The organism is Carnobacteriaceae bacterium zg-84 (assembly GCA_013874835.1).
Classification (GTDB): domain Bacteria; phylum Bacillota; class Bacilli; order Lactobacillales; family Aerococcaceae; genus WM01.
Genome location: CP059430.1, coordinates 52,175 through 75,035, shown reverse-complemented (window position 1 = coordinate 75,035; position 22,861 = coordinate 52,175). Strand labels below are relative to the sequence as shown.

Below are 22,861 nucleotides of genomic sequence, written 5' to 3'. Positions count from 1 at the left end.
TTATGATTGTAATAATTTGTTACACAATCATCATCTATTTGATATATCTTTTATTAAGACGAAAAGAGCGTCTATCTGTTTGAAAGACGCTCTTTTATGAAAATTTATTCTTCTTTATTTGTAGTTGTCACTAATGGTTGCTGTACAGATTGTCGTACTGTTTGCTGTATTGTTTGTTCAACGGTCTGTTGTACCGTTTGTTGTATTGTTTCATTTTCAGTCGTATATGTACCAGCATTTCTAGTAGGTATCACAGCACACTCAACCGAATTCCCATTCGCATCAATACATTCTACTGAGTTGTATAAATGATAGATGTCATTATCTTGACTTAACGAAATATCTTTATCAATAAATGTCTGTTGCGTAATTGGATTTAATTTTAATTCTTTACGCAAAATATTACTTACACGTAAACGTTCTGTATCCGTCACAAGTCCGTAATAACCATTTTGAATATCTACACCAAACGCTTCAAAACTTTCTTGCTTCATATTTGTTAGTGCTGAACTATAATCTCTTTGTATTTCTAACAATCTATCAAATGTCAAATCTGTTTGAACATGAGAACTAATTGTATCTAAAATATTTTTATAGTTAAATAATGTATTAGCACTAAGTAATTTTTTCGCTAAAGCTGTAATCAATGTACGTTGTCTGCCCTCACGCCCAGCTGTTCCCTCTGGATCAACCATACGCATTCGAGCAAAAACATTTGCTCCAAAACCATCTAGATGAATCGATTCTCCTTCGACAAAATTATATCCTTCTTGTGAAAAAGTAATTGGACTCACAACATCAATACCACCAATTTTATCTACCAAATCCATCAATCCATCAATATCAATACGGATATAACTATCAATAGGGACTTGTAAATATTGTTGAACAGTATCTATTGTTCCTTTAATACCTCCATAGGCATAGGAATGATTGATTTTATCCCACAAACCATTTTCAACTGTTGCTGATACTTTCATTTTAGCATACGCATCTCTTGGGATACTTGCCAATGTTGTTGTATTGGTTTCAGGATTGATTGTTGCTAAAACAAGTGTATCTGCTCGTGCATCCTCTGAGTATCCATATTCACCACCTTGGTCAATCCCCACCAATAAAACAGAGAACGGATCTCTTTTTTTCAATGCTTCACTACGTAAATTGTCTTTCTTCACTTCGTGAGTTGTTTTATTAACAGCAGTTTTGAAACTATTCCACACATCAAATCCATAAATAGTCGCTCCCCCTAGTAACACAAGCAACACTGTCAACCAAATAAGACGTCTTTTTCTTTTCTTTTTTCTTTTTCTAGTTTCATTTAATGTTGTTCTTGAAAGTGTTTCTAGTGATTCATTGTAATATGGGTCTTTAAAATCGGATTTTTTTCTACGCATATAAACCCTCCATAATTTGTATCATTTGCTATTATACATCAACTCTTTGAAAATTTCTTTATTTTACACTATTTTGTTACATATATGTAACAAAAAACAATTCATTTTCATTTTAATAGGTTGCCTACCTATTAAAATTATGATACACTACTTAACAAAGAAATGGAGGTGCATCATGCCAAATCAACACAAACTTATCCAAGAAATGCTACAAACCTTTAAACGAGTTAGCAAAATATCCGTATTTAGAAATACCGTAGAATCTCTGACAGAGATGGAAAAATGTCTTTTAATGAAACTTTATTTTTATGAACAAGATCATAAAAATCCACTATCAATCAAAGAACTTAGCCATATTTTCAATATACGATCAGCATCTATTATCCAATTTATAAATGCTTTAGAAAACTATCAATACGTTAAAAGAGAACACTCAACAGAAGATAAACGTATGACCTTTATCACGCTAACAGAAGTAGGCAGACAGCTTGCCGTTGCTGTTTATAAAGATGATTTACGTATATTCGATACATTAGAAAAAAAATTTGGTAGCACTATTTCCACTACTTTAACACAATTAAACAATATTTTAGATACATTAGAAAGTATGCCAATAGAGCACATTACACTTTCTAATCAAGAAAGGAGTCACACACAACATGACACAAATTTGGACACACGTTAGCCGCTATAAAAGGCAGCTCTTTTTTATTTTTGGATTAACAATTTTACAAGTGAGTGCTAGTTTATATACCCCAACCATTTTATCAACATTAGTTTCAGAAGGTATTTTAAAACAAAATAATAATCAAATTTATTTACAAGGTACATATATGCTCATCGCTTCTCTTATAGATCTTGTTTTATCTATATGGATTGGATTAAAAATCGGAAAATTTGCAACTGGTCTAGCAAAAGACTTGCGTTCTGATTTATTTCATCATATACAACATTTCTCTACACAAGATTTTCAAGAGTTTGGGACTAGCTCTTATATCAACCGTACAACAACTGATGTACAAACATTAAGTCAAACTTTAGGATCTGCTATGCGACTAGCACTAACAGCTCCACTTGTTTTTATTGGATCTATTATTTTATCTATTCGGATTAGTTTAGGCTTATCTATTGTCTTAATGGTATCTATTCCAATTTTAGTTGTCTTTGTGTTCTTACTTGTGAGAGCTATTTCCAAAGATTTTACAAAACTTCGTCAATTTACCGATAAAATGACACAAATTGTACATGAAGGCCTAACTGGTGTACGTGTTATTCGTGCTTTTAATAAAGATACATTTGAGCTAGAACGTTTTAATACAATCAATACCAATTATAAACAACTACTTTTTGATATAAATCTAAAATTCAGCTACATCATGCCTACAATGATGATTATGATTAATTTCTCAAATTTAGCAATCGTTTGGTTAGGTGGACAATTTATTCAAAATAACTCTCTCGATTTGGGAGATTTAATGGCAATTTTACAATACTCTTCTCTAGTACTTATTTCTTTAATGCTTTTATCTATGGTTTTCATTATGATTCCACAAGGTATTGTATCTGCCAATCGTATTAACTCTGTACTTGAACAAAAACCTGAACAAACTTTTTCTAATGAAAGAAAAGGATTGAGCAGTATCACACATGTTCAATTTGATAATGTATCGTTCAAATACGATGGTGCAGAGAAAAAAATGTTGTCAAATGTATCATTTGAAGCAAAAACAGGTGAAAAAATTGCCATTATTGGTTCAACTGGTGCAGGAAAATCTACATTGATGAATTTATTATTACGCTTTTTAGATGCCACAGAAGGTACCATTACTTATAATGGCACAAATATACAAGACTTTGAAGAAGTTGAGTTACGTCAACAACTTGCTTTAGTCCCACAAAATAGAAATCTATTTTCAGGTACTATCGCAGATAACTTACGTTTTGGGAACGAAAACGCGACAGAAGAAGAGATGATTAGCGCACTAAAAGCTGCTCAAGCATGGGAATTTGTTTCTAAATTAGACAACACATTATATGCACGTGTCGAACAAGGAGGAGAAAATTTCTCTGGAGGACAAAAACAACGTCTAGCAATTGCTCGAGCTTTGGTTAAAAAAGCATCTATGTTTATTTTTGATGACAGTTTTTCTGCTTTGGACGCTAAAACAGAATCCCAGTTACGTCAAAGTTTGAAACCTATTAATGAACAAGCCATTGTTTTTGTTGTTGCACAGCGTATTTCTTCTGTTACTGATGCAACAAAAATAATTGTATTAAATGAGGGAAATGTCGTTGGCATTGGTACACACGACGAATTAGCACAATCCAATACGGTTTATCAAGAAATTATGCGTTCACAATCAAACTTTGAGGAAATGGAGGATGTACAACATGGATAAAAAACAACATCAAAAAGCACTTTTACGTTTATTAACATATATGAAGCGCTATTCTTTAGCACTCGTTGCTATTATTATCATTACTATCCTGTCAGTCTTTATGGATGTACAACTCCCTAAAATTTTAGGAGGAGCTACCACACTGATTTTTGATAGCTTTTCACAAAATCAACAAGTCGACTTCAACGGATTATGGCAAATCGCTCAAACACTGATTATTTTGTATGTTCTTGCTGCAGCTTTGAACTTTTTAGGAAAATATATTTTATCCATTATTCAAGCGGATATTATGTATCGACTACAAAAAGAAGTTAAAGAAAAATTAGTACGTGTGTCTATTCGTTACTACGATGAAAACTCAAAAGGTGATTTACTGAGTCGTGCAACAAATGATATGCAAACTATTGATAATGCTCTCGGACAAATTACAACCCAAATTTTAACGTCTGTTTTTACACTAATTGGTATTGTTTATATGATGTTCACTATTCATTGGGGTATTGCTTTATTAGGTATTTTGGGTATTCCTTTATCTTCAATGGTTATTTCATATATTACAAAACATTCACAAGTATTATATGTTAAACAACAAAATCGTTTAGGCGCCTTAAACGGTTATATTGAAGAACATTATACAGGTCATGAAATTGTCAAATCGTTCAGTTATGAAGAACGTTCTATGGATAAATTTAAAGCCATGAATGACAAATTATACCAAGCTAGTTGGAAAGCACAATTTCTATCTGGCATGATGTATCCTATTTCTCGTCTTATTAACAATATAGTTTATGTCTTTATCGCTGTTATCGGCGGCTTGTCAGTTAGTGCGGGAGCTTTATCTGTCGGAAGTATTCAAGCTTTATTACAATATACACAACAACTAAGTCGTCCAATGGGAGATGTAGCAAATATGATTGGCTTAATGCAAGCTATGAGTGCTGCGTGTCAACGTGTCTTTGATTTACTAGATGCTCCCGAAATGGAAATGGAAGAAAAACCTGAATTACCAAAAGTTGACGGACAAGTTGACTTCGACCATGTATCGTTTGGATACAGTATCGACAAACCACTGATGAAAGATTTGAATATCCATGTGAAAGCCGGACAAACTGTGGCGATTGTCGGCCCAACAGGAGCAGGAAAGACAACTGTTATCAATTTGCTCATGCGTTTTTATGATATTACAGGTGGTAAAATTTTTATTGACGGACACGACATTTCAAACTATAGTAAACAATCGCTTCGTGATAATGTCGGTATGGTACTGCAAGATACGTGGTTATTTAACGGAACTATTCGTGAAAATATTCGTTACGCTAAACAAGACGCAACAGATGAAGAAGTAGTATCCGCAGCAAAACAAGCATTTGCTGATGATTTTATTCGTAAATTGCCACATGGTTACGATACAATCATCACCGAAGAATCCGATAATATCTCACAAGGGCAAAAACAATTATTAACGATTGCTCGTGCCATTTTAGCAGGACCGTCTATTTTTATTCTTGATGAAGCAACATCAAATATTGATACACGTACCGAAATGCAAATACAATCTGCAATGGATCATATTATGGCAAATAAAACATCCTTTGTTATTGCACATCGTCTATCAACTATTCGTGATGCGGATAAAATCCTTGTGATGCAACAAGGAAATGTTATCGAGCAAGGAACACATGACGAATTATTACAAGCAAATGGATTTTATGCCGGACTATATCGTGCTCAATTTGAACAGTAGTGCTAATATAAAGAAAGCGAAAAAATGGCTCTTTATCAACTCATGTTGGTAAAGAGCATCGTCAAAAGAACGGCTAACCTAAAAGTCAAAACAAAGACGAGGTAGGGTCAAAAAATCATGACACGATAAATTTAGCTTTTTGAAAAATATGATGACATCAAAACTAAAGCGGAGAAAACAAACAGCCTAACACTGTTTGTTTTCTCCGCTTTTATCATATACTGACTTTTGGGTCAGCCTTTATTTTTTTGACCTAGTTTTATATGTAAAATTCTTCTACTAAGACGATTTAATGAAAAACATCAAAATAACGAGCGTATATTATACTGATACTGTTTGAAAATATCTTATATATTGACATAAATAAAAGATAGAGAAACATTTCAGTGATAAACTCACAAAAATATCACTCTATCTTTTTTATCATATTTTTTTCATCCTAGAATACTTTTGACTTACTCCCTAGGGAATTTTCTTGATATAAAAATAAAACTACTCATCAAAATAATCGAACTCATTACTAGCACTCTTTCTGTCAGCATCCATAATGACAAGCACAAAATGATATTCCTAGCAACCCAAGGATGTGGGTAAACTGTCCAAAACAACAGCGTTAAAACAATACCTACTATATAAATGATAAAGATACGTTTATATTTAAACGCTCGCTCCAAAACGGTGGCTTTGAATAATAGTAGATGTGCGAATATCCCGAAACAAAATAGTCCTCCGGTAATAATCAGCCCCACGGTATTTCCTCGTTGTACAAGAGTATTTATCTCTTCAACACAATATGGCGTGACGAATAAAAACGCAATATAAAAAAGAATAGATATATAATATCGATACAATCGCATGATACATCACTCCCTATAGAATTTTAAGAAAAAGGAAATTCGATTTTTATTAAATACGTTCCACTCATACCAGAAACTCTAGATACTGCTTCACTCCAAGCTCTTGGAGATAATGGTCCCCACAATCTAACATTATATCCCCAATTTAACGAATAGCTAAATGAATTAGTAGATACATCTGTTTGAAAAAGTTTTCCAGTACCCGAACCTGAGTGACATCCTACTTTTCTACTTATAAGATAATATATATCACCAGGTTTCCAACTACCGTAAATTCTATTCACTCTAATTTTTTCATTATTAGAACTTACATCATAATCAACATATAGTTCAGCTTTGACCCCTGCGATATACTTACTACTTCCATCAACATCTCTATCTTCACCAATGGTGTTTTTTTCCAACGGTATTTCAATTTCGTAACCAGCTGTATATGATTTTCTAGCAAACGTACTTAAAGTCTGTTTATGTGTAACATTAAGCACTTTTACTTTATCACTTGTTAACTCTATTTTATCTCCTACCTGACGCAACTGTAAATCATCTACATTTACAACAGTAACATCTAAATTTTGGATATTAAAATCTGCCTCTTCTGCACTGACAAACCCAAAATTTATAAATAATAAAATAATCAAAAACGTAACAACACTTATCACTTTTTTCATAATATTTCCTCCTTTTATCATTAAATAAAGTTCTATAATCTAATCCAATAAAATATCCCCATTTTTGTACCTATAACAATTTCTATAGTACATTTTATCCACATCTTTTTATTATATTATTATTATTTTAACTTTTTTTATAATTTTGTCAACGCTTTAATTTTAATCTTTTAGAAATGGTTGACCTTAAATATATACGATTAAACGTGTGCTGTCTTAACAGTCAGCACATAAAGAGAACCACCACTATTTATATGCGAGGTGTCTTTTTGAAAACGCTAGTCTAATACTATTTTTTATAACAATTGTCTTTTTATCTCTACAAATACGGCTAACCTAAAAGTCAAAATAAAGACGAGGTAGGGTCAAAAATCATGACACGATAAATTTAGCTTTTTGAAAAATATGATGACATCAAAACTAAAGCGGAGAAGACAAACAGCCTAACACTGTTTGTTTTCTCCGCTTTTATCATATACTGACTTTTGGGTCAGCCTGTATCATCACATTTTCTCTTTAGTCTACTTTCAAAATGATAACTTTTAAATAGTTCGATAATTCAACTTGTTTTAAAGTCGTAAAATCTTCTGGTAGCCTAAATACTTTTTCAATCGTATAGGCTCTTTTTAGTCGTTTAAAGGCTTTATCAATCATTGCAACAAAATCTGTATATGACACATTTGAGGCATTTGTTGATGCAACAATGTAGCCATGTTTTGATGTTATATGAATGGCATCTTCGAGTAATTCTGTATAATTTTTTGCCACAGAAAATGTTCTTTTCTTCGTTCTGGCAAAACTTGGTGGATCCAGTACAACCCAATCAAATACTAACTCTTTTTTCTTCGCATATTTGAAATAATCAAAAACATCCATAACATATAGTTTTTGAGAATCCATGGACAAACCATTCACATCAAATTGTTCTGTCGTTTTTTCAATACTTCGTTTCGCTACATCCACACTTGTCGTCTGACTTGCTCCACCAACAGCGGCCGCAACCGAAAATGCTCCTGTATAACTAAAAGTATTCAATACCGATTTACCTCGACATTTTTCTTTTAAATATGCTCTTACTTCTCTTTGATCTAAAAAAATTCCGGTCATTAAACCGTCGTCCATATATGTCGCAAATTTTACACCATTTTCTTCAATGATTAATCGCTCAATAGGTTGGCCAGTGACAAAACGTGATACAAATAGAGGATTCTCATATCTCAATTTTTCATAAACAGATTGGCACTCTGTCACAACTTTTAAAAAGACTTCTATAATTATATCCGCATAAGCATAAATCGCTTGCGTATACCATGAAAAAACTGCAACTCCCTCATACATATCAATCGTAAATCCTCCTAATCCATCTGCTTCCCCATTATACAAACGATAAGCAGTAGAAGAAATCACCAAAGATTGTTTTCGTTGATACACCTTATACAATAAATTTTCAAAAAAACTAGCGGATAGTGTTTCTTTTGGGTTTTGACTAAAGACAAATCCAATCCCTTTGTTCTGCTTCCCTAATAATGCTTGTGCAACGAATTGTTGTCGCTCATCGTACAAAGCCACTACTTTTCCCTCTGCAAATGATATAGAAGAAAAGTCTTTTTCTACTAATAAAGGGTTACCTCTTTTTATTTTTTGAGCACTTTGTCGTGTGATATAAGCTTTTTCCATACTATTCCTTTCTTACTCTACACATTTTTATCATAAAAAAGCACGATACTAAGTACCGTGCCTTTGTCATTATCCCCAAACACTTTCCAACACATTCGTTTGATCTCTATCTGGACCAACAGAAAATGTTGAAATACGTACACCAACTAATTCTGATACACGACGTAAATATTGACGTGCATTTTCTGGCAAATCTTCTAATGTACGGCAACTTGTAATGTCTTCAGACCAACCCGGTAACACTTCATACACAGGTGTACACTCTGACAATTCTTTTAAACTTGCTGGATAGTGTTCAATTCGTTCGCCATTTGCTTTCTCATAAGCAACACAAATTTTAACTTCATCTAAACCACTTAAAACATCTAAACAGTTTAAAGATAAATTCGTAATACCCGATACACGTCTTGCATGACGCATCACAACACTATCAAACCATCCAATACGTCTTGGTCGACCTGTTGTTGTTCCATACTCACGACCAATTTCACGGATACGATTTCCGACTTCATCAAATAATTCTGTTGGGAATGGTCCATCTCCTACACGCGATGTGTATGCTTTACAAACGCCAACAACTTTTGTGATTTTTGACGGTCCAACACCACTACCAATGGTTACACCACCAGCTACCGGATTAGATGATGTCACAAATGGATATGTTCCTTGGTCAATATCTAACATGACACCTTGGGCACCTTCAAACAATACACGTTTACCTTGATCCAATGCATCATTTAAAATTACAGATGTATCACAAACATATTGTTTAATTTGTTGTCCATATTCATAATATTCTTCAAATATATCTTCAAATTTTAATGGTTCTGCTTGATATAATTTTTCAAATAATCTATTTTTTTCTTCTAAATTCGTACGTAAACGTTCTTCAAATATTTCTTTATCTAATAAATCTGCCATACGAATACCGATACGAGCTGCTTTATCCATATAAGCAGGTCCAATCCCTTTATTCGTTGTACCTATTTTATTATCACCTTTAGATTGTTCTTGTAATGTATCTAATAAAATGTGGTACGGCAAAATCACATGTGCACGAGAAGAAATACGTAAATTTTTTGTATCAACATTTCTTTCTGCTAAATATGCTAATTCTGTTACTAAAGATTTAGGGTTTACAACAACTCCGTTCCCAATAACACTAATCTTTTCTGGATAAAAGATACCTGATGGAATGAGATGCAATTTATACGTAACACCACCAAACTTAATTGTATGTCCTGCATTATCTCCACCTTGATAACGTGCGATAACCTCTGCATTTTCACTTAAAAAGTCGGTAATTTTACCTTTTCCCTCATCGCCCCATTGGGTTCCAACAACTACTACTGATGCCATAATTTACACCCTTCCTTAGAGTAAACAGATTTATTTACTTCTTCGATTTTTTATGTTTCCGCAAAAAAGTACAGCACATGAGAAATCCTATTTATAGCTGCTTCCTTCCGGATCTGACTCGGTTCATAAGCTTCTCATTGCCGTACTTCGATATTATAACAAATTCTTTTTTATTTTTCCACTAAGAATACAGGATTTCTCTAAATTTTCTTTTTAATCATCTATTTGACAGAAAAATCCGACTATTTTTGTCGAATTCAAGAATTCTTAAAATAATACATAAACATTCATTTCTATAACCCATTTATATACTACGACAAGTAAAAATCGAAAATACACTTTTGACTAATAAATACCTTTGATACCGCATTATTATCTATGAAAGGAAATAAGGTTCCAACTGTTCTGATAAAGCAAATAAAATGTCTTCTCGCCCTTTTCTAGCCGTCAACTGTACACCAAGTGGTAATCCGTTTTTGGTTTGATATATCGGTAAACTAATAGCAGGTTGTCCCGTCAAATTGGCCTGTTGGGTAAAAGGTGTTAATGTTAATCCTTTTAAAAACATCTCCCAAACAATATCTAATTTTCTTTTAGTAGATGTCGTACTTTCCACATCATTTGCCATTTTTTCAAACAATTTATGTTGTATACCATATTCTGTTAGTTTAGGCGCTACATCTGCTGTACTTGGTTGCAAAAACACATCATATTCTTCATGAAAATCAGTCACTACCGCTGCAGCACTGTCCCAACAAGATAGAGCTTTTGTATAATCACTCGCTAGTAAATCTTTACCTGATTGATAAATAATCCATGCCATTATATTCATATCCTCTCGTGTTAAAGGACGCTTTAAAGACATTTCCATATCGCAAAACATCGCTGCTGTTTCTGCACTATTCATCATATAATAACTTTGCATCAATCCAATACCGTCTAATTTAGGTGTTGCTTCTTCTACAATACAACCCAGTTCTTTTAGCATTTGTACTGTATAATAAACAGCATTTTTCGCAGCATCCGAAACCGGTGTTCCTACCGGTGACTTGGTGCTATATGCAATTTTTAAAGGCTTAATCATAGGTAGCTCTTTATTTAAAGGCAAGGTAAAGGGACTTTCCCACTGTTCTGTTTGAAGTGCATAGAATAAGTCTTTTGTATCTCGTACGCTTTTTGTAATAGCAAAATGAATAGATGCTCCTTGCCACCCTCGGTAACTAAATGGTCCAACAGGAATACGCCCTCTGCTCGGCTTTAGTCCGATTGTACCTGTCCAACTAGCCGGAATACGAATTGACCCTCCTCCGTCACTTGCCAGAGCCAAAGGAATCATATCACCGGCAACCGCACTAGCAGCACCTCCACTGGAACCGCCCGCATGTCTTGTCATATCAACAGGATTTCTTGTCGTACCATATAACATATTGTCTGTAAAATTAGTAAATCCAAACTCTGCTGCGTTTGTTTGCCCAATCACAATAAATCCTAATTCTTCTATTTTTTTAACGAGATTGTCTGTATGATTAGATACATTGTTTTGTAACAAAGAACTACCACATGTATTAAGTTCTCCTTTTAGATTTTGTCCTAAATCTTTTAATAAAATAGGCACACCTTTATACATTGTCTTAGATAATGGTCTTGTCTGTATTTCATATAAAGCTTTATCGTATCGTGTGCGCACAACAGCATTTAATTGTGGATTGATATTCTCTATCTTTTTTATCGTTTCTAATAACAGTTCTTCAGCAGATATAGCACCTTTTTGAATTTGTTTTGCCCAATATAAAGCATCTTCCATGTTTATTCCTCTTTTACTGTATAATGACTCTGTGATGCTTTTTATTTTAAATGAAATTCGTTTATTTCTCTAGTTTTTTAATCAATAGACCTCGTATACCTAAACAAATACATACACTACCAATAACCAATAAATACACAGCATTATGCTCTCCTGTTTCTGGTAGGGCATCGTCTTGTTTTTGTGTCGTTTCTTCAACTGTTTGAGTTGTTTCTTCTGTTGCTTCTTTCTCAAAAGACTGTTCTTGCGAATTAGTATCCGTATGTTCAGCAAGTAAAGCACCTTTTTCTTTTTGAGAGTAATCAAAAATTTGTTCCATTACTACATATTTCCCCTCATCAAGAGCATCTAAATTTACTTTATCTAGCGCAACAGATAGACTGCCTTTTTCATCTACCGAATAAATTTTCTCTGTCGGCTCAACAACAATATCTTCTTTACCAAGTGGTGTTATCCATGTTTTGACAAGTACTTCCCCTTGTTTAAACCCCTCATAATTGATTGTATCAACATAAGTATCATCCACTTTATTCACATACGTTTGAATCTTCGGATGTAGTGCATACACCGTTTGATCTTGATTTTTTAAATCAAGATGCGTTGTAATCAACACATCATTCAAATATAATTCATCTGCATATATAACTGTATCTTCATACCCTTCAAACTCGAAGGACTGTTCGTCTTGAGTACCGTTCGCAACAAATGAACGACGTTGTTCTTTCAATACTTTACCTGATGTATCAAGCTGTTTTACTACAAGCATATATGTTTTATCTTTCACTAAATTGGATAGCACAACAGCTTCTACATGTTTCTCAAATGGATAACTTTGTTTTTGATGATACATCGTTGTCGCTTTCGACTGTATGGTTGGTTGTTTATCGTCTACAATCGTGATAGTGCCCAATTCATCAGAATAGACTTCTGGATTTAACAAAAATCCATCTGGTGCTTTGACTTCTTTAATTGTATAGTGCTTTTCTATATTTAAATTTGAAAATGTAACATTCCCATTTTCGTCTGTTTCTAACATATCGATTAATTGATTCCCTTCATAGACACCAATGTTTGCCCCTTGTAATCCTTTGCCATTACGATCCACTTTATGTACGACAACATCTTTCTTTTTAATTAAATTCAAGCGAACGGTTGAAAATCTCTCCGTGTCTAATTTAAATTTTCCTAATGTTTGCGAATGCTCTCGCTGATAAATAAATGACATACCATGATGTTGTGGTTGTTTTTCTTGGTAAAACGATAGTATCGTTGTATTAGCAGAGGAAGTTGGTGTTAATATTAAGCGATTATCAATACGTTCTATCTTCCACCCTTCAATCTGCTCTGGAATAATCAACTGAGACACTAAACCATTCAAATCCTCAAGTACAGCACGTTCTCCTAAAGTTACTGTAACAGTTTGATTATGCCAACTTGTATATTTTTTGTACTGTTCGATTTTCTTTGTCACATTTTCTTTAAACTGTTGATACTCTTCTAAAGAAAGTGTACCTGTTACTTTTGCAATGCGATACCCTAAGTTTTCCCAAACAAGCATTTGTGTATAATGATAGTGTTTATCGGATACTTGGATGGCATACCCAAAATATGTTGTTAAAGACAATTTTTCTTTTAAAGAAGCATCAATCTTTTTTTGTTTCTCTCCTGTAATAATCTCTTCATTTGAGAACACTTTCGTCTGATACTCTTTTCCGTTTACTAATGTTGTGGGATCTAAACAAAATAACACATCATCATCTGAAACTAAAACATCATCATAACTCAATGCTGTATGAAAATCCTCCTCTTCCACATACACAACTCCAGATTCTTTGGAATCTCTCATCGTCACAACTGTATCTGTTGCAAATACTTGCGTTGAACAAAACACACTCAACAAACAGACACCGATCATTAACCATTTTTTCATTGTTTTCCTCCTTCATGTTTTCTATTATGTATATATGCCATTTCAACTCTTTTTTGCACAAAAAAACTACATTTTTCAATGTAGTTTTTCATCTATTTATTTCACATGAATGGTAATTGCATCTTGTTTTAACCCGATTTTAACATGACTGTCTTGTCGAATTGTTCCATCCAAGAGCTTTTCACTCAATTTATCTTCAATCTCTTTTTGGATAGCACGCTTAATTGGACGTGCTCCATACTCAATATCAAATCCGTCTTTCGCAATTTTTTTGATGACGCTTGATGATACACTGACAGTTGCACCTAAGTCTTCTAAACGTTTCAATGTATCTTTCATCAATAATTTAACAATTTGATATACATGCTCTTGTTCAAGTGAATGGAATACAACAATTTCATCAATACGGTTTAAAAACTCTGGACGAACAACTTTTTTCAATTCATCACGAATCGTTTTTTCCATAGCCATTTGGTCTTGACTAACTGCAGCACCAAACCCTACTTTTTTCTCATCACGTAATAATGTTGCACCAATATTAGATGTTAAGATTAAAATTGTATTTCTAAAATCAACTCGTCTACCTTTTGCGTCTGTAACATATCCATCGTCTAAAATTTGCAACAAAATATTAAACACATCTGGATGTGCTTTTTCCATTTCATCAAATAAAATAACAGAATATGGTTGACGTCTCACTTTTTCAGTCAGTTGTCCCCCCTCATCATATCCGACAAACCCAGGAGGCGAACCAATAAATCGACTCGTACTATGTCTATCCATAAACTCAGACATGTCCACTCGAATCATTTTATCTTCACTACCAAATAAAATATCTGCAAGAGCTTTTGCTAATTCTGTTTTCCCTACACCTGTTGGCCCTAAAAATAAAAATGAACCAATCGGTTTTTTTGGATCTCCCATACCACTCTTAGATCGTCTTATCGCTCTGGAAACAGCACTAACCGCTTTATCTTGCCCAATGACACGTTTATGCAATTCTTTTTCCATTCTCAACAAACGTTGACTTTCTTTTTTCTCCAATTCTGTAACGGGTACCCCTGTCCAAGACGACACAACTTGAGCAATATCTCTTTGACTTAGTACCGGTATTTTTTTAACTGTTTCTTTTTGTTTTTCTTGCTTTTTCATCGTCGACACAAGTTGTTTAAACGACGCACCTGCTTGTTCAAAATCTTTTGCCGATAATTGTTGTTGAATGGTATCCTCTAAAATAGCTGTTGGTTCTTCTTTTTGATTTTGACATAAATCAAGTATCAATTTAGAGGCTGCTTCATCAATCAAGTCAATGGCTTTATCTGGTAATTTACGATCAGAAATATAACGGGAAGATAAGTAAACAGCTTCTTTAATGACATCTGCAGGAATGGATACCCCGTGATACTGCTCAAACTCAGAAATAATCATGTTCAACATATCAAATGTTTTTTCAGGGGTTGGTTCATCAATAGATACTGGTGCAAAACGTCTTTCTAAGGCAGCATCTTTTTCAATATTTTTTTGATATTCTGAAAATGTTGTTGCCCCAATAATTTGAATTTCCCCTCTAGCTAGAGCTGGTTTCAAAATATTTGCTGCATCTACTGAACCTTCTGATCCACCTGCACCGACTAACATATGAATTTCATCAATAAATAAAATAATATCGCCACTAAACAAAATTTCATCAACGATACGTTTCATACGTTCTTCAAACTCACCACGATATTTTGTTCCTGCTACCAAACTACCTACGTCTAGGCTAAGTAGTCTTTTTCCTTGTAACGATTTAGGTACTTCTTGGTTAACTAATAAATTTGCCAAAGCTTCAATGACTGCTGTTTTTCCGACACCAGGTTCGCCAACTAAAACAGGATTATTTTTATTTTTACGAGAAAGCACTTGTAAAATACGTCTTGTTTCCGTTTCTCTTCCAATAATTTTACTAATTTTTCCCGCAACGGCTTGTTCTGTTAAATCTCTTGTTAAAGCATCTAAAACAGGCGTTTTACTTTGTTTTTTATCCTCTAAATCACCTGTTTTTTCATTGATTGAAAAACCAATTTCACGATAAATATCTTTGACTAATCGTTGAACATCTACTTTTAAACGATTTAAAATTTGTGTAGCTTTTACATCTTCGCTCAATATTCCTAATAATAAATGTTCTGTCCCTACTAAATTGGACTGCAATCTTTCAGAGATTTCTAAAGCATTGTCTAAAATACGATTCATTTTAGCTGAATACGTGACATTTTTGACATTTACACTTGTATCCATATTCACATCAATACAATTTGCCACATCTTCAACAGATACGTAACGATTTAAAACACTTCCTGCAATACTATTTTTTGTCATCACTAAAGCTAATAACAAATCTTCAGATCCGATAAACGCATGTCGTGACCTTCTTGTTTGCTCTTTTGCAAGAGCTAATACATCTAAACTAAGTTGTGTAAATTTATTTTCCATACTATTCTTCACTCTCATTATATTGGTATCGTAATTGTCGTAATTGACTTTTTAATAAATCTGCTCGTAATTGATCATCATTGTCTACATGAGATTGTAGCATATCACGTTCAAGACTTGCTTGAATCAATAACATTTCTCGCTTTGTTAACACTTGCTCATGATGTAACTGAGAAATGACTTTAACAGCTTCATTCATAGACAATGAATTAGACAACGTGCTTAGTAACGCATCAATAATATGCGTATGGCAAAAATCTAGTTTGCTAATACGAACATATCCAGCACCCCCACGCTTACTTTGGACAATGTATCCTCTATTTTGTGTAAAACGTGTTTTAATCACATAGTTAATTTGTGAGGGCACGCACTCAAACAAAGTCGCAAGTTCATTTCGCTGAATAATCACATGATTGTCATTCACTAAAAAATCTTTTAAATAATTTTCAATAATATCACTTATATTTCGTTTACCTTGCATCTTTATTGACCTTTCTTGACCTTTTGATTATTTTACGACAGGTTTTTAAACTTTGCAAGCACAGTAACTTTTTGTACGTAAAAAACTCAGTACAGAACAATATTGCTTTGCACTGAGTAATGGCTATTTAAAATGTATAGATTATTTGTCTAAAATCAGTTTAGAAAATTGAATAATTATGAAAAATATGAATATTAACTAATTAGACTTATCGTTATTATAAATCTCATCGTAAGTAATATCTTCCTCATTATTGCTAATTCGTACACTTCTATCCATAGCTGTATAAGAAGATTTTTCTATATATCCTTGTATATCATAAACTGAATATCTGCCTATTACTTCAAAACGTAAAAATACTTTCCCGTCAGAACCCATAATATGAGAAAAACTTGTATTTACAGTACCGTTATATACTCTACTAGCAACAGAGTCAGAACCTCCATACCAATTATACTTTTCTAATGATACTAAAAATCCAGCAACACTATAATTTACATAGCAACTCACATTTTGTTTATAGTGAATAATCGCTATTTCTCCTTTGTTAAAATAAGCTTCTCCATTAGAATGTGTACTTTTAATTGCTTTTCCACTATATGTTACAACATACCCACCAGCTTCAGCAATAGACACGAAAAACCCTAAAAAAATACACATTTTATATTTTTCTACTCTTTATTTGTGAATATGTTCTGTAAAATAAATACATAACATATCCTGTAGATACCAATGTAACAAAATGATTTAATAAATAATCATCTCTTATAAATTCTATGTTTCCAAACAGTATATTTCTAATGAAAACAAAGTAAATAAATATTAAAAAAATGATTGTATTATAGTAACATTTCGTTTTTAATCTAATTTGTCTATAAAATACACTATCGTATAACAAAGATGTCACAATAAATGCAAACAAAAAGTAAAGCGGTAAAACAATCCCCGCATCCATTCGATATGTTTGCATTAGCCACATATATAGAGGACGAAATGTATAATACAGATAATTTGAAAAAAATGATACATATAACTCTTTCGCAACAAATAAAGAGATAATAAACACACCTAAACAAAATATAATTTTTTTAACATTCATTGTTTCTCCTCCCTTACTTCTTTTATTCAAAAATTGATATATGAAAATGATAGATATTCTTGATACATTTTAGATACACTGACATTACATTGCTATATGTTTTTACAAAAATTACCATATATTTATCCGGCTTTATTTTTGTTTTCATTTATCCTTAAATAATATATACAATATTTCCGATCCCTCCTTTTTTCACATTGCTTCATTTAAACAAATAGCAATTTATAACAATTATAGAATACAACAATAGTTATCTTTTGTGTAAAAATGTCGCAAAAGTGACATTGCTATAGCACTTTTGCGACATTTTGGATCTAGATATTTCATTTGAGGAACAACATCATTTAACACAAACAACAAATAGTTAAAAAATAATTTTCCGTCAAATTGTGTTGACGGAAAATCAAAATATCTCATATTTTCATGAATTGTCTTTTCAAACTCTATTTTCATCATATATAAAATAATATATCATCTCGACAATATATTTTTATATTACCGAAGTGCTTTGCTGCCAATATCTTGTCTATAAAAAGTTTGCGGAATTGGGTTTTCTGATAAATATGTATAAACCTCTTGCTGTGCTTCTTTGACAGTTTGAGCCGTTGCGGATACTAAGAAAATACGACCTCCACTTGATACATATTCTCCGTTTTTCTCGGTAACACCAGCAGCAAATAATTCCATTGATGTATGTTGAGGAACTGTTAGAGTTCCTAATGGTAAGTCTTTTACATAAGCACTTGGATAACCGTTTGCTGCCACAACAACACCTAGTGTTATACCTGATTGACGCCATTCAATAGTTGGCTCTTTATCTTCTAAAATATCGGTAATAATCTCTACAAAATCACTTTTTAAACGTTGCAAAACGACTTGTGTTTCAGGATCTCCAAAGCGTGCATTAAATTCGATAACTTTTATTCCGTTTTTTGTCATCATCAATCCTGCATATAAAACACCTGTATATGAAGCTCCCTCTAATACTAACCCATCAATAATAGGTTGTACGACATGCATCATCACATCATCAATAACCGTTTGGTCAAATTGTGGCACCGGAGAGTATGCCCCCATACCTCCTGTATTGGCACCTTTATCATTATCATAAGCACGTTTATGGTCTTGTGAGATACCCGCAAACCAAGCTTTTCGACCTTTGACAAAACTAAATACGGAAAATTCTTCTCCTTCTAAATACTCTTCAATGACAACTCTAGCAACATCATTGTCATTTGTATATGAGCCGTCGATGAGCATTAAGGATAGAGCATCTAGCGCTTCTTGCTCTGTCATCGCAACCACGACACCTTTTCCAGCTGCCAATCCGTCTGCTTTAATAACAATCGGCACTCCTTTTTCAAGGCAATAGGTTTTTGCTTTTTCAAAATCTGTAAAGGTTTGCGATTGTGCTGTTGGCACATTGTATTTTTTCATCAATTCTTTCGCAAAGTCTTTAGAATATTCAATCTTTGCAGCACGTTGACTTGGGGAAAAAACCAATAACCCCTCTTGTTCAAACGCATCACTGACACCATGAAACAGCGGTAATTCCGGCCCAATAAATGTCCATGAAATTTCATGCTCTTTTGCGAATTGAACCAGTGCTTGTTTATCTGTTTCTGAAATATCTACACAAACAATGCCGTCTTGTGCCATTCTTGGATTTCCTTTTGCACAATATACCGTTTTTACTTTTGGTGAACGAACAATCGCTTTTGCAATTGCGTGCTCTCTACCACCACTACCAATCACTAATATATTCATGAGTTTTCCCTCTACATCTTAATGTCTAAAATGTCTTATATCTGTTTTTAACATCGCTATATGATGCTCATTTGCCACATTCACAGAATCATCATCTTTAATACTACCACCCGGTTGTATAATGGCACAGATACCATACTCCGACGCCAACGTTACTGTATCAGACATAGGGAAAAAGGCATCACTCGCCATAACCGCTTTAGACAAATCCATACCACTTTGTTTGGCTTGCTCTAAAGCAATTTTTGCTGCACCAACACGGTTCATTTGCCCCGCACCAATACCTAATGTTTGTTTAGCATCTGAAATAACAATCGCATTTGATTTCACATGTTTCACAACTTTCCACGCCAATAACAACGCTTTTTCTTCCTCCAAGGTTGGTTTTCTTTTTGTCATGACGCTAAATGTTTCTGGCTCATCAAGATGATTGTCTTGTTCTTGAACCAATAAACCACCTAAAACAGACACGTACTCTAATTCATTCGTATGCATTTCCTCAAAAGGTAGTGCTAATAAACGAATATTTTTCTTTTGTGTTAAAATCTCAAGTGCTTCTTCATCATAAACAGGAGCAATAATAATTTCTAAAAAGATTGTATGTAATTGCTCAGCAACACGTTTTGTGACTGGTCGATTTAACACAACAATACCACCAAATATAGAAACCGGATCTGCTTGATAACAGCGTTCAAATGCTTCTTCAATCGTTTCTCCAACACCAACACCACAAGGATTCATATGTTTCAACGCAACAGCAACAGGTTCGTTAAACTCTCTAGCAATGCGAATAGCAGCATCTGCATCTTTAATATTATTATAAGACAATTCTTTTCCATGTAATTGTGTTGCATTTGCTATGGAAAAACGCTGTGGAAGAACTGTTTCATAAAACAAAGCTTTTTGTTGACTATTTTCACCATAGCGTAATGTTTGTTTTAAATCATACGTTATTGTTAATGTTTCAGGTGTATCTTGTCCAACTTGTTTTGTCATATAATCAGCGATTAACGCATCATAACTCGCCGTGTGTCTAAAAACTTTTGCCGCCAATGTTTGTCGTGTTTCAAAACGTGTATTCCCGTATTCTTTCCATTCGCTTAAAACAGTATCATAATCTGCTGGATCTACTAAAACTGTCACATCTACATGATTTTTTGCAGCTGAACGTAACATACTAGGTCCGCCTATATCAATATTTTCAATAGCATCCGCATAGTGTACATTAGGTTTTAAAATTGTTTGTTTAAATGGATATAGATTTACCACAACAATATCAATATACGAAATACGATGCTCTTCTAAAGCATTTGTATGCTCTTGACTATCACGTCGCGCCAATAATCCTCCATGAATGACTGGGTGTAATGTTTTAACACGTCCGTCTAACATTTCAGGAAAACCCGTAACCTCTTCAATCCCAATCGTCTTAATTCCTTCTTCTTCAAGAACTTTTTTTGTTCCTCCTGTTGAGATAATCTCAATACCTAATGATACAAGTGCTTTGGCAAACGGGACAACTCCTGTTTTATCTGATACACTAATCAATGCTCTTGTCATACGTTTCTCCTTTCATCATTTCTTTTATTTTGATAATACATTTGTATCGCTTTAGGATACAGACGATGCTCTACCGCGTGGATACGTTCCTCTAAACTTTCCAATGTATCCGTTTCAAAAACAGGGACACGTTCTTGTAAGATAATCTCTCCTGTATCAATTCCCTCATCGACAAGATGTACCGTCACACCAGTTTGTGAGACACCAGCACTAAACGCATCTAAAATACCTTGCTTCCCTTTAAATTCAGGCAAGTAAGCTGGATGAATATTCAAAATATGTTGTGAATATTCATCCAATAATGTTTGTCCAATGATTTTCATATACCCTGCTAAGATAATATAATCAATATGATATAATGCTAGTATGTCTAAAATAGCTTTTTCATAAGCTTCTTTGGAATCATACTCACTTAATGCAATATGATAATATGGAACAGAAACCTGTTTAGCACGTTCTAATACATACGCATCTTTTTTATCACAAATGACACAACTAATATGTGCTTTTAATATTCCTTCCTGTATAGCTTGGTACAAAGCAGAAAAATTAGAACCATTACCACTTGCAAAAACAGCTAAATTCATAAAATAACCTCTTGTGATGATAATGTTTGTGAATAGTTCTCTTTAGAAACAACATCGCCTATGACATACGCTGGTGTGTCAAAAGTTCCCAAAAGATGTAGAACATCTTGCACGCTTTCTTTAGGGACAGCAACAACCATACCGATACCTAAATTAAATGTATTTAGCATCGTTTCTTGAGTGTATTTCCCTAAACGTTGCATAAGAGTAAAAATCGGTAATGTTTGAAAAGAATTCATGTGAATACGTGCGGTCATTGCATCTGGGAGCATGCGTGGAATATTTTCAAGAAATCCTCCACCTGTAATATGTGCCACTCCGTGTACAAATCCTTTTTGATGCAAGGCAAGAATTTCTTTCACGTAAATGCGTGTAGGTTCCAATAAAACATCGCCCAATGTTTTCTCACCCAACTCATCAAAATGACTTTCATACGTATATTGATTATCTTTGAAAAAAAGTTTTCTAACAAGCGAATAGCCATTGGAATGAATACCACTAGAACCTAAGCCAATTAGTACATCACCTATTTGTACATTCTCTTTATGAATTAACTGCTCTTTTTCTGCGACACCCACCGTAAATCCTGCTAAATCAAAATCTTCTGGATCATACATATCTGGCATTTCTGCTGTTTCACCACCAATTAAAGCAGCCCCTGCTATTTGACAACCTGTGGCAACACCCGACACAATTTGTTCGATAATCTCTGGTTTATTTTTACCAACGGCAATATAGTCTAAGAAAAATAGTGGTTCTGCTCCTTGAGCAACAATATCATTTACACACATCGCCACACAGTCTATTCCGATTGTATCATATTTTTTTTGCTGAATCGCTAACAATAACTTTGTTCCTACGCCATCTGTTCCAGAAATGAGAACAGGATTTTTATACTGTAAACTTCCTAAATCAAATAGCCCTCCAAAACCACCTAAAGCACCCATAATACCACTGCGGTTTGTTTTTTGAACATGCTTTTTAATTCGTTCGACAACTTCGTATCCGGCATGCACATCGACACCGGCTTCTTTATATGCATTCGACATGATGTATTCCT

The 22,861-nt window shown here is 33.7% G+C and carries 16 protein-coding genes and 1 other RNA gene; 3 read left to right on the top strand and 14 right to left on the bottom strand.

Going from position 1 to position 22,861, the window contains the following annotated elements:
• Positions 1–104 precede the first annotated feature (104 nt).
• Positions 105–1,394 carry an LCP family protein gene (locus H1220_00325; protein QMI85870.1) on the bottom strand — a complete coding sequence of 430 codons (1,290 nt, stop codon included), beginning with the start codon at positions 1,392–1,394 and terminating at the stop codon, positions 105–107.
• 175 nt (positions 1,395–1,569) lie between these two features.
• Here H1220_00325 and H1220_00320 point away from each other — a divergent pair, with 175 nt between their 5' ends.
• From H1220_00320 to H1220_00310, 3 genes are read left to right on the top strand one after another with little or no spacing between them, the layout of a single operon-like run.
• Positions 1,570–2,079, top strand: a complete 510-nt coding sequence (locus tag H1220_00320; protein ID QMI85869.1) for a winged helix DNA-binding protein — start codon at positions 1,570–1,572, stop codon at positions 2,077–2,079.
• A complete protein-coding gene (locus H1220_00315; GenBank protein ID QMI85868.1) occupies positions 2,054–3,793 on the top strand; it encodes an ABC transporter ATP-binding protein in 1,740 nt (579 codons plus the stop codon). The genes H1220_00320 and H1220_00315 overlap by 26 nt, the downstream gene beginning before the upstream one ends.
• Positions 3,777–5,537 carry an ABC transporter ATP-binding protein gene (locus H1220_00310; GenBank protein QMI85867.1) on the top strand — a complete coding sequence of 587 codons (1,761 nt, stop codon included), beginning with the start codon at positions 3,777–3,779 and terminating at the stop codon, positions 5,535–5,537. Before H1220_00315 ends, H1220_00310 begins: the two co-directional genes overlap by 17 nt.
• A gap of 880 nt (positions 5,538–6,417) precedes the next feature.
• Here H1220_00310 and H1220_00305 read toward each other — a convergent pair.
• From H1220_00305 to H1220_00245, 13 genes are all read right to left on the bottom strand, one after another.
• Complete coding sequence (locus H1220_00305) at positions 6,418–7,062, bottom strand: hypothetical protein (GenBank protein QMI85866.1); 645 nt, start codon at positions 7,060–7,062, stop codon at positions 6,418–6,420.
• Positions 7,063–7,578: 516 nt separating this feature from the next.
• Positions 7,579–8,739, bottom strand: coding sequence for a class I SAM-dependent rRNA methyltransferase (locus H1220_00300; protein QMI85865.1), 1,161 nt, complete (start codon positions 8,737–8,739; stop codon positions 7,579–7,581).
• A gap of 69 nt (positions 8,740–8,808) precedes the next feature.
• Positions 8,809–10,098: an adenylosuccinate synthase gene (locus tag H1220_00295; GenBank protein ID QMI85864.1), complete on the bottom strand. Its 1,290-nt coding sequence runs from the start codon at positions 10,096–10,098 to the stop codon at positions 8,809–8,811.
• Between the two features lie 54 nt (positions 10,099–10,152).
• An RNA gene (gene ffs / locus H1220_00290) (signal recognition particle sRNA small type) lies at positions 10,153–10,252 on the bottom strand.
• Positions 10,253–10,474: 222 nt separating this feature from the next.
• Positions 10,475–11,902, bottom strand: coding sequence for an amidase (locus H1220_00285; protein QMI85863.1), 1,428 nt, complete (start codon positions 11,900–11,902; stop codon positions 10,475–10,477).
• 61 nt (positions 11,903–11,963) lie between these two features.
• Entirely contained in the window at positions 11,964–13,832 is a 1,869-nt protein-coding gene (locus H1220_00280) for a hypothetical protein (protein ID QMI85862.1), read from the bottom strand.
• 96 nt (positions 13,833–13,928) lie between these two features.
• On the bottom strand, positions 13,929–16,307 hold the full coding sequence (locus H1220_00275) for an ATP-dependent Clp protease ATP-binding subunit (GenBank protein QMI85861.1): 2,379 nt from the start codon (positions 16,305–16,307) through the stop codon (positions 13,929–13,931).
• A gap of 1 nt (position 16,308) precedes the next feature.
• Positions 16,309–16,788, bottom strand: coding sequence for a CtsR family transcriptional regulator (locus H1220_00270; GenBank protein ID QMI85860.1), 480 nt, complete (start codon positions 16,786–16,788; stop codon positions 16,309–16,311).
• A gap of 198 nt (positions 16,789–16,986) precedes the next feature.
• On the bottom strand, positions 16,987–17,448 hold the full coding sequence (locus H1220_00265) for a hypothetical protein (protein QMI85859.1): 462 nt from the start codon (positions 17,446–17,448) through the stop codon (positions 16,987–16,989).
• 934 nt (positions 17,449–18,382) lie between these two features.
• The gene (gene purD / locus H1220_00260) at positions 18,383–19,654 is read right to left on the bottom strand and encodes a phosphoribosylamine--glycine ligase (GenBank protein ID QMI85858.1); all 1,272 of its coding nucleotides are present in this window, start codon (positions 19,652–19,654) and stop codon (positions 18,383–18,385) included.
• A gap of 18 nt (positions 19,655–19,672) precedes the next feature.
• Positions 19,673–21,214 (bottom strand): bifunctional phosphoribosylaminoimidazolecarboxamide formyltransferase/IMP cyclohydrolase, encoded by a 1,542-nt coding sequence (purH, locus tag H1220_00255; protein ID QMI85857.1) that lies wholly within the window; start codon positions 21,212–21,214, stop codon positions 19,673–19,675.
• Entirely contained in the window at positions 21,211–21,801 is a 591-nt protein-coding gene (gene purN / locus H1220_00250; GenBank protein QMI85856.1) for a phosphoribosylglycinamide formyltransferase, read from the bottom strand. Before purN ends, purH begins: the two co-directional genes overlap by 4 nt.
• Positions 21,798–22,850 carry a phosphoribosylformylglycinamidine cyclo-ligase gene (locus tag H1220_00245; GenBank protein ID QMI85855.1) on the bottom strand — a complete coding sequence of 351 codons (1,053 nt, stop codon included), beginning with the start codon at positions 22,848–22,850 and terminating at the stop codon, positions 21,798–21,800. Before H1220_00245 ends, purN begins: the two co-directional genes overlap by 4 nt.
• Between the last annotated feature and the right edge of the window lie 11 nt (positions 22,851–22,861).

Coding starts and splice junctions, on each gene's coding strand:
- H1220_00325 (QMI85870.1), bottom strand. CDS start 1,394: ATGCGTAGAAAAAAATCCGATTTTAAAGACCCATATTACAATGAATCA.
- H1220_00320 (QMI85869.1), top strand. CDS start 1,570: ATGCCAAATCAACACAAACTTATCCAAGAAATGCTACAAACCTTTAAA.
- H1220_00315 (QMI85868.1), top strand. CDS start 2,054: ATGACACAAATTTGGACACACGTTAGCCGCTATAAAAGGCAGCTCTTT.
- H1220_00310 (QMI85867.1), top strand. CDS start 3,777: ATGTACAACATGGATAAAAAACAACATCAAAAAGCACTTTTACGTTTA.
- H1220_00305 (QMI85866.1), bottom strand. CDS start 7,062: ATGAAAAAAGTGATAAGTGTTGTTACGTTTTTGATTATTTTATTATTT.
- H1220_00300 (QMI85865.1), bottom strand. CDS start 8,739: ATGGAAAAAGCTTATATCACACGACAAAGTGCTCAAAAAATAAAAAGA.
- H1220_00295 (QMI85864.1), bottom strand. CDS start 10,098: ATGGCATCAGTAGTAGTTGTTGGAACCCAATGGGGCGATGAGGGAAAA.
- H1220_00285 (QMI85863.1), bottom strand. CDS start 11,902: ATGGAAGATGCTTTATATTGGGCAAAACAAATTCAAAAAGGTGCTATA.
- H1220_00280 (QMI85862.1), bottom strand. CDS start 13,832: ATGAAAAAATGGTTAATGATCGGTGTCTGTTTGTTGAGTGTGTTTTGT.
- H1220_00275 (QMI85861.1), bottom strand. CDS start 16,307: ATGGAAAATAAATTTACACAACTTAGTTTAGATGTATTAGCTCTTGCA.
- H1220_00270 (QMI85860.1), bottom strand. CDS start 16,788: ATGCAAGGTAAACGAAATATAAGTGATATTATTGAAAATTATTTAAAA.
- H1220_00265 (QMI85859.1), bottom strand. CDS start 17,448: ATGTGTATTTTTTTAGGGTTTTTCGTGTCTATTGCTGAAGCTGGTGGG.
- purD (QMI85858.1), bottom strand. CDS start 19,654: ATGAATATATTAGTGATTGGTAGTGGTGGTAGAGAGCACGCAATTGCA.
- purH (QMI85857.1), bottom strand. CDS start 21,214: ATGACAAGAGCATTGATTAGTGTATCAGATAAAACAGGAGTTGTCCCG.
- purN (QMI85856.1), bottom strand. CDS start 21,801: ATGAATTTAGCTGTTTTTGCAAGTGGTAATGGTTCTAATTTTTCTGCT.
- H1220_00245 (QMI85855.1), bottom strand. CDS start 22,850: ATGTCGAATGCATATAAAGAAGCCGGTGTCGATGTGCATGCCGGATAC.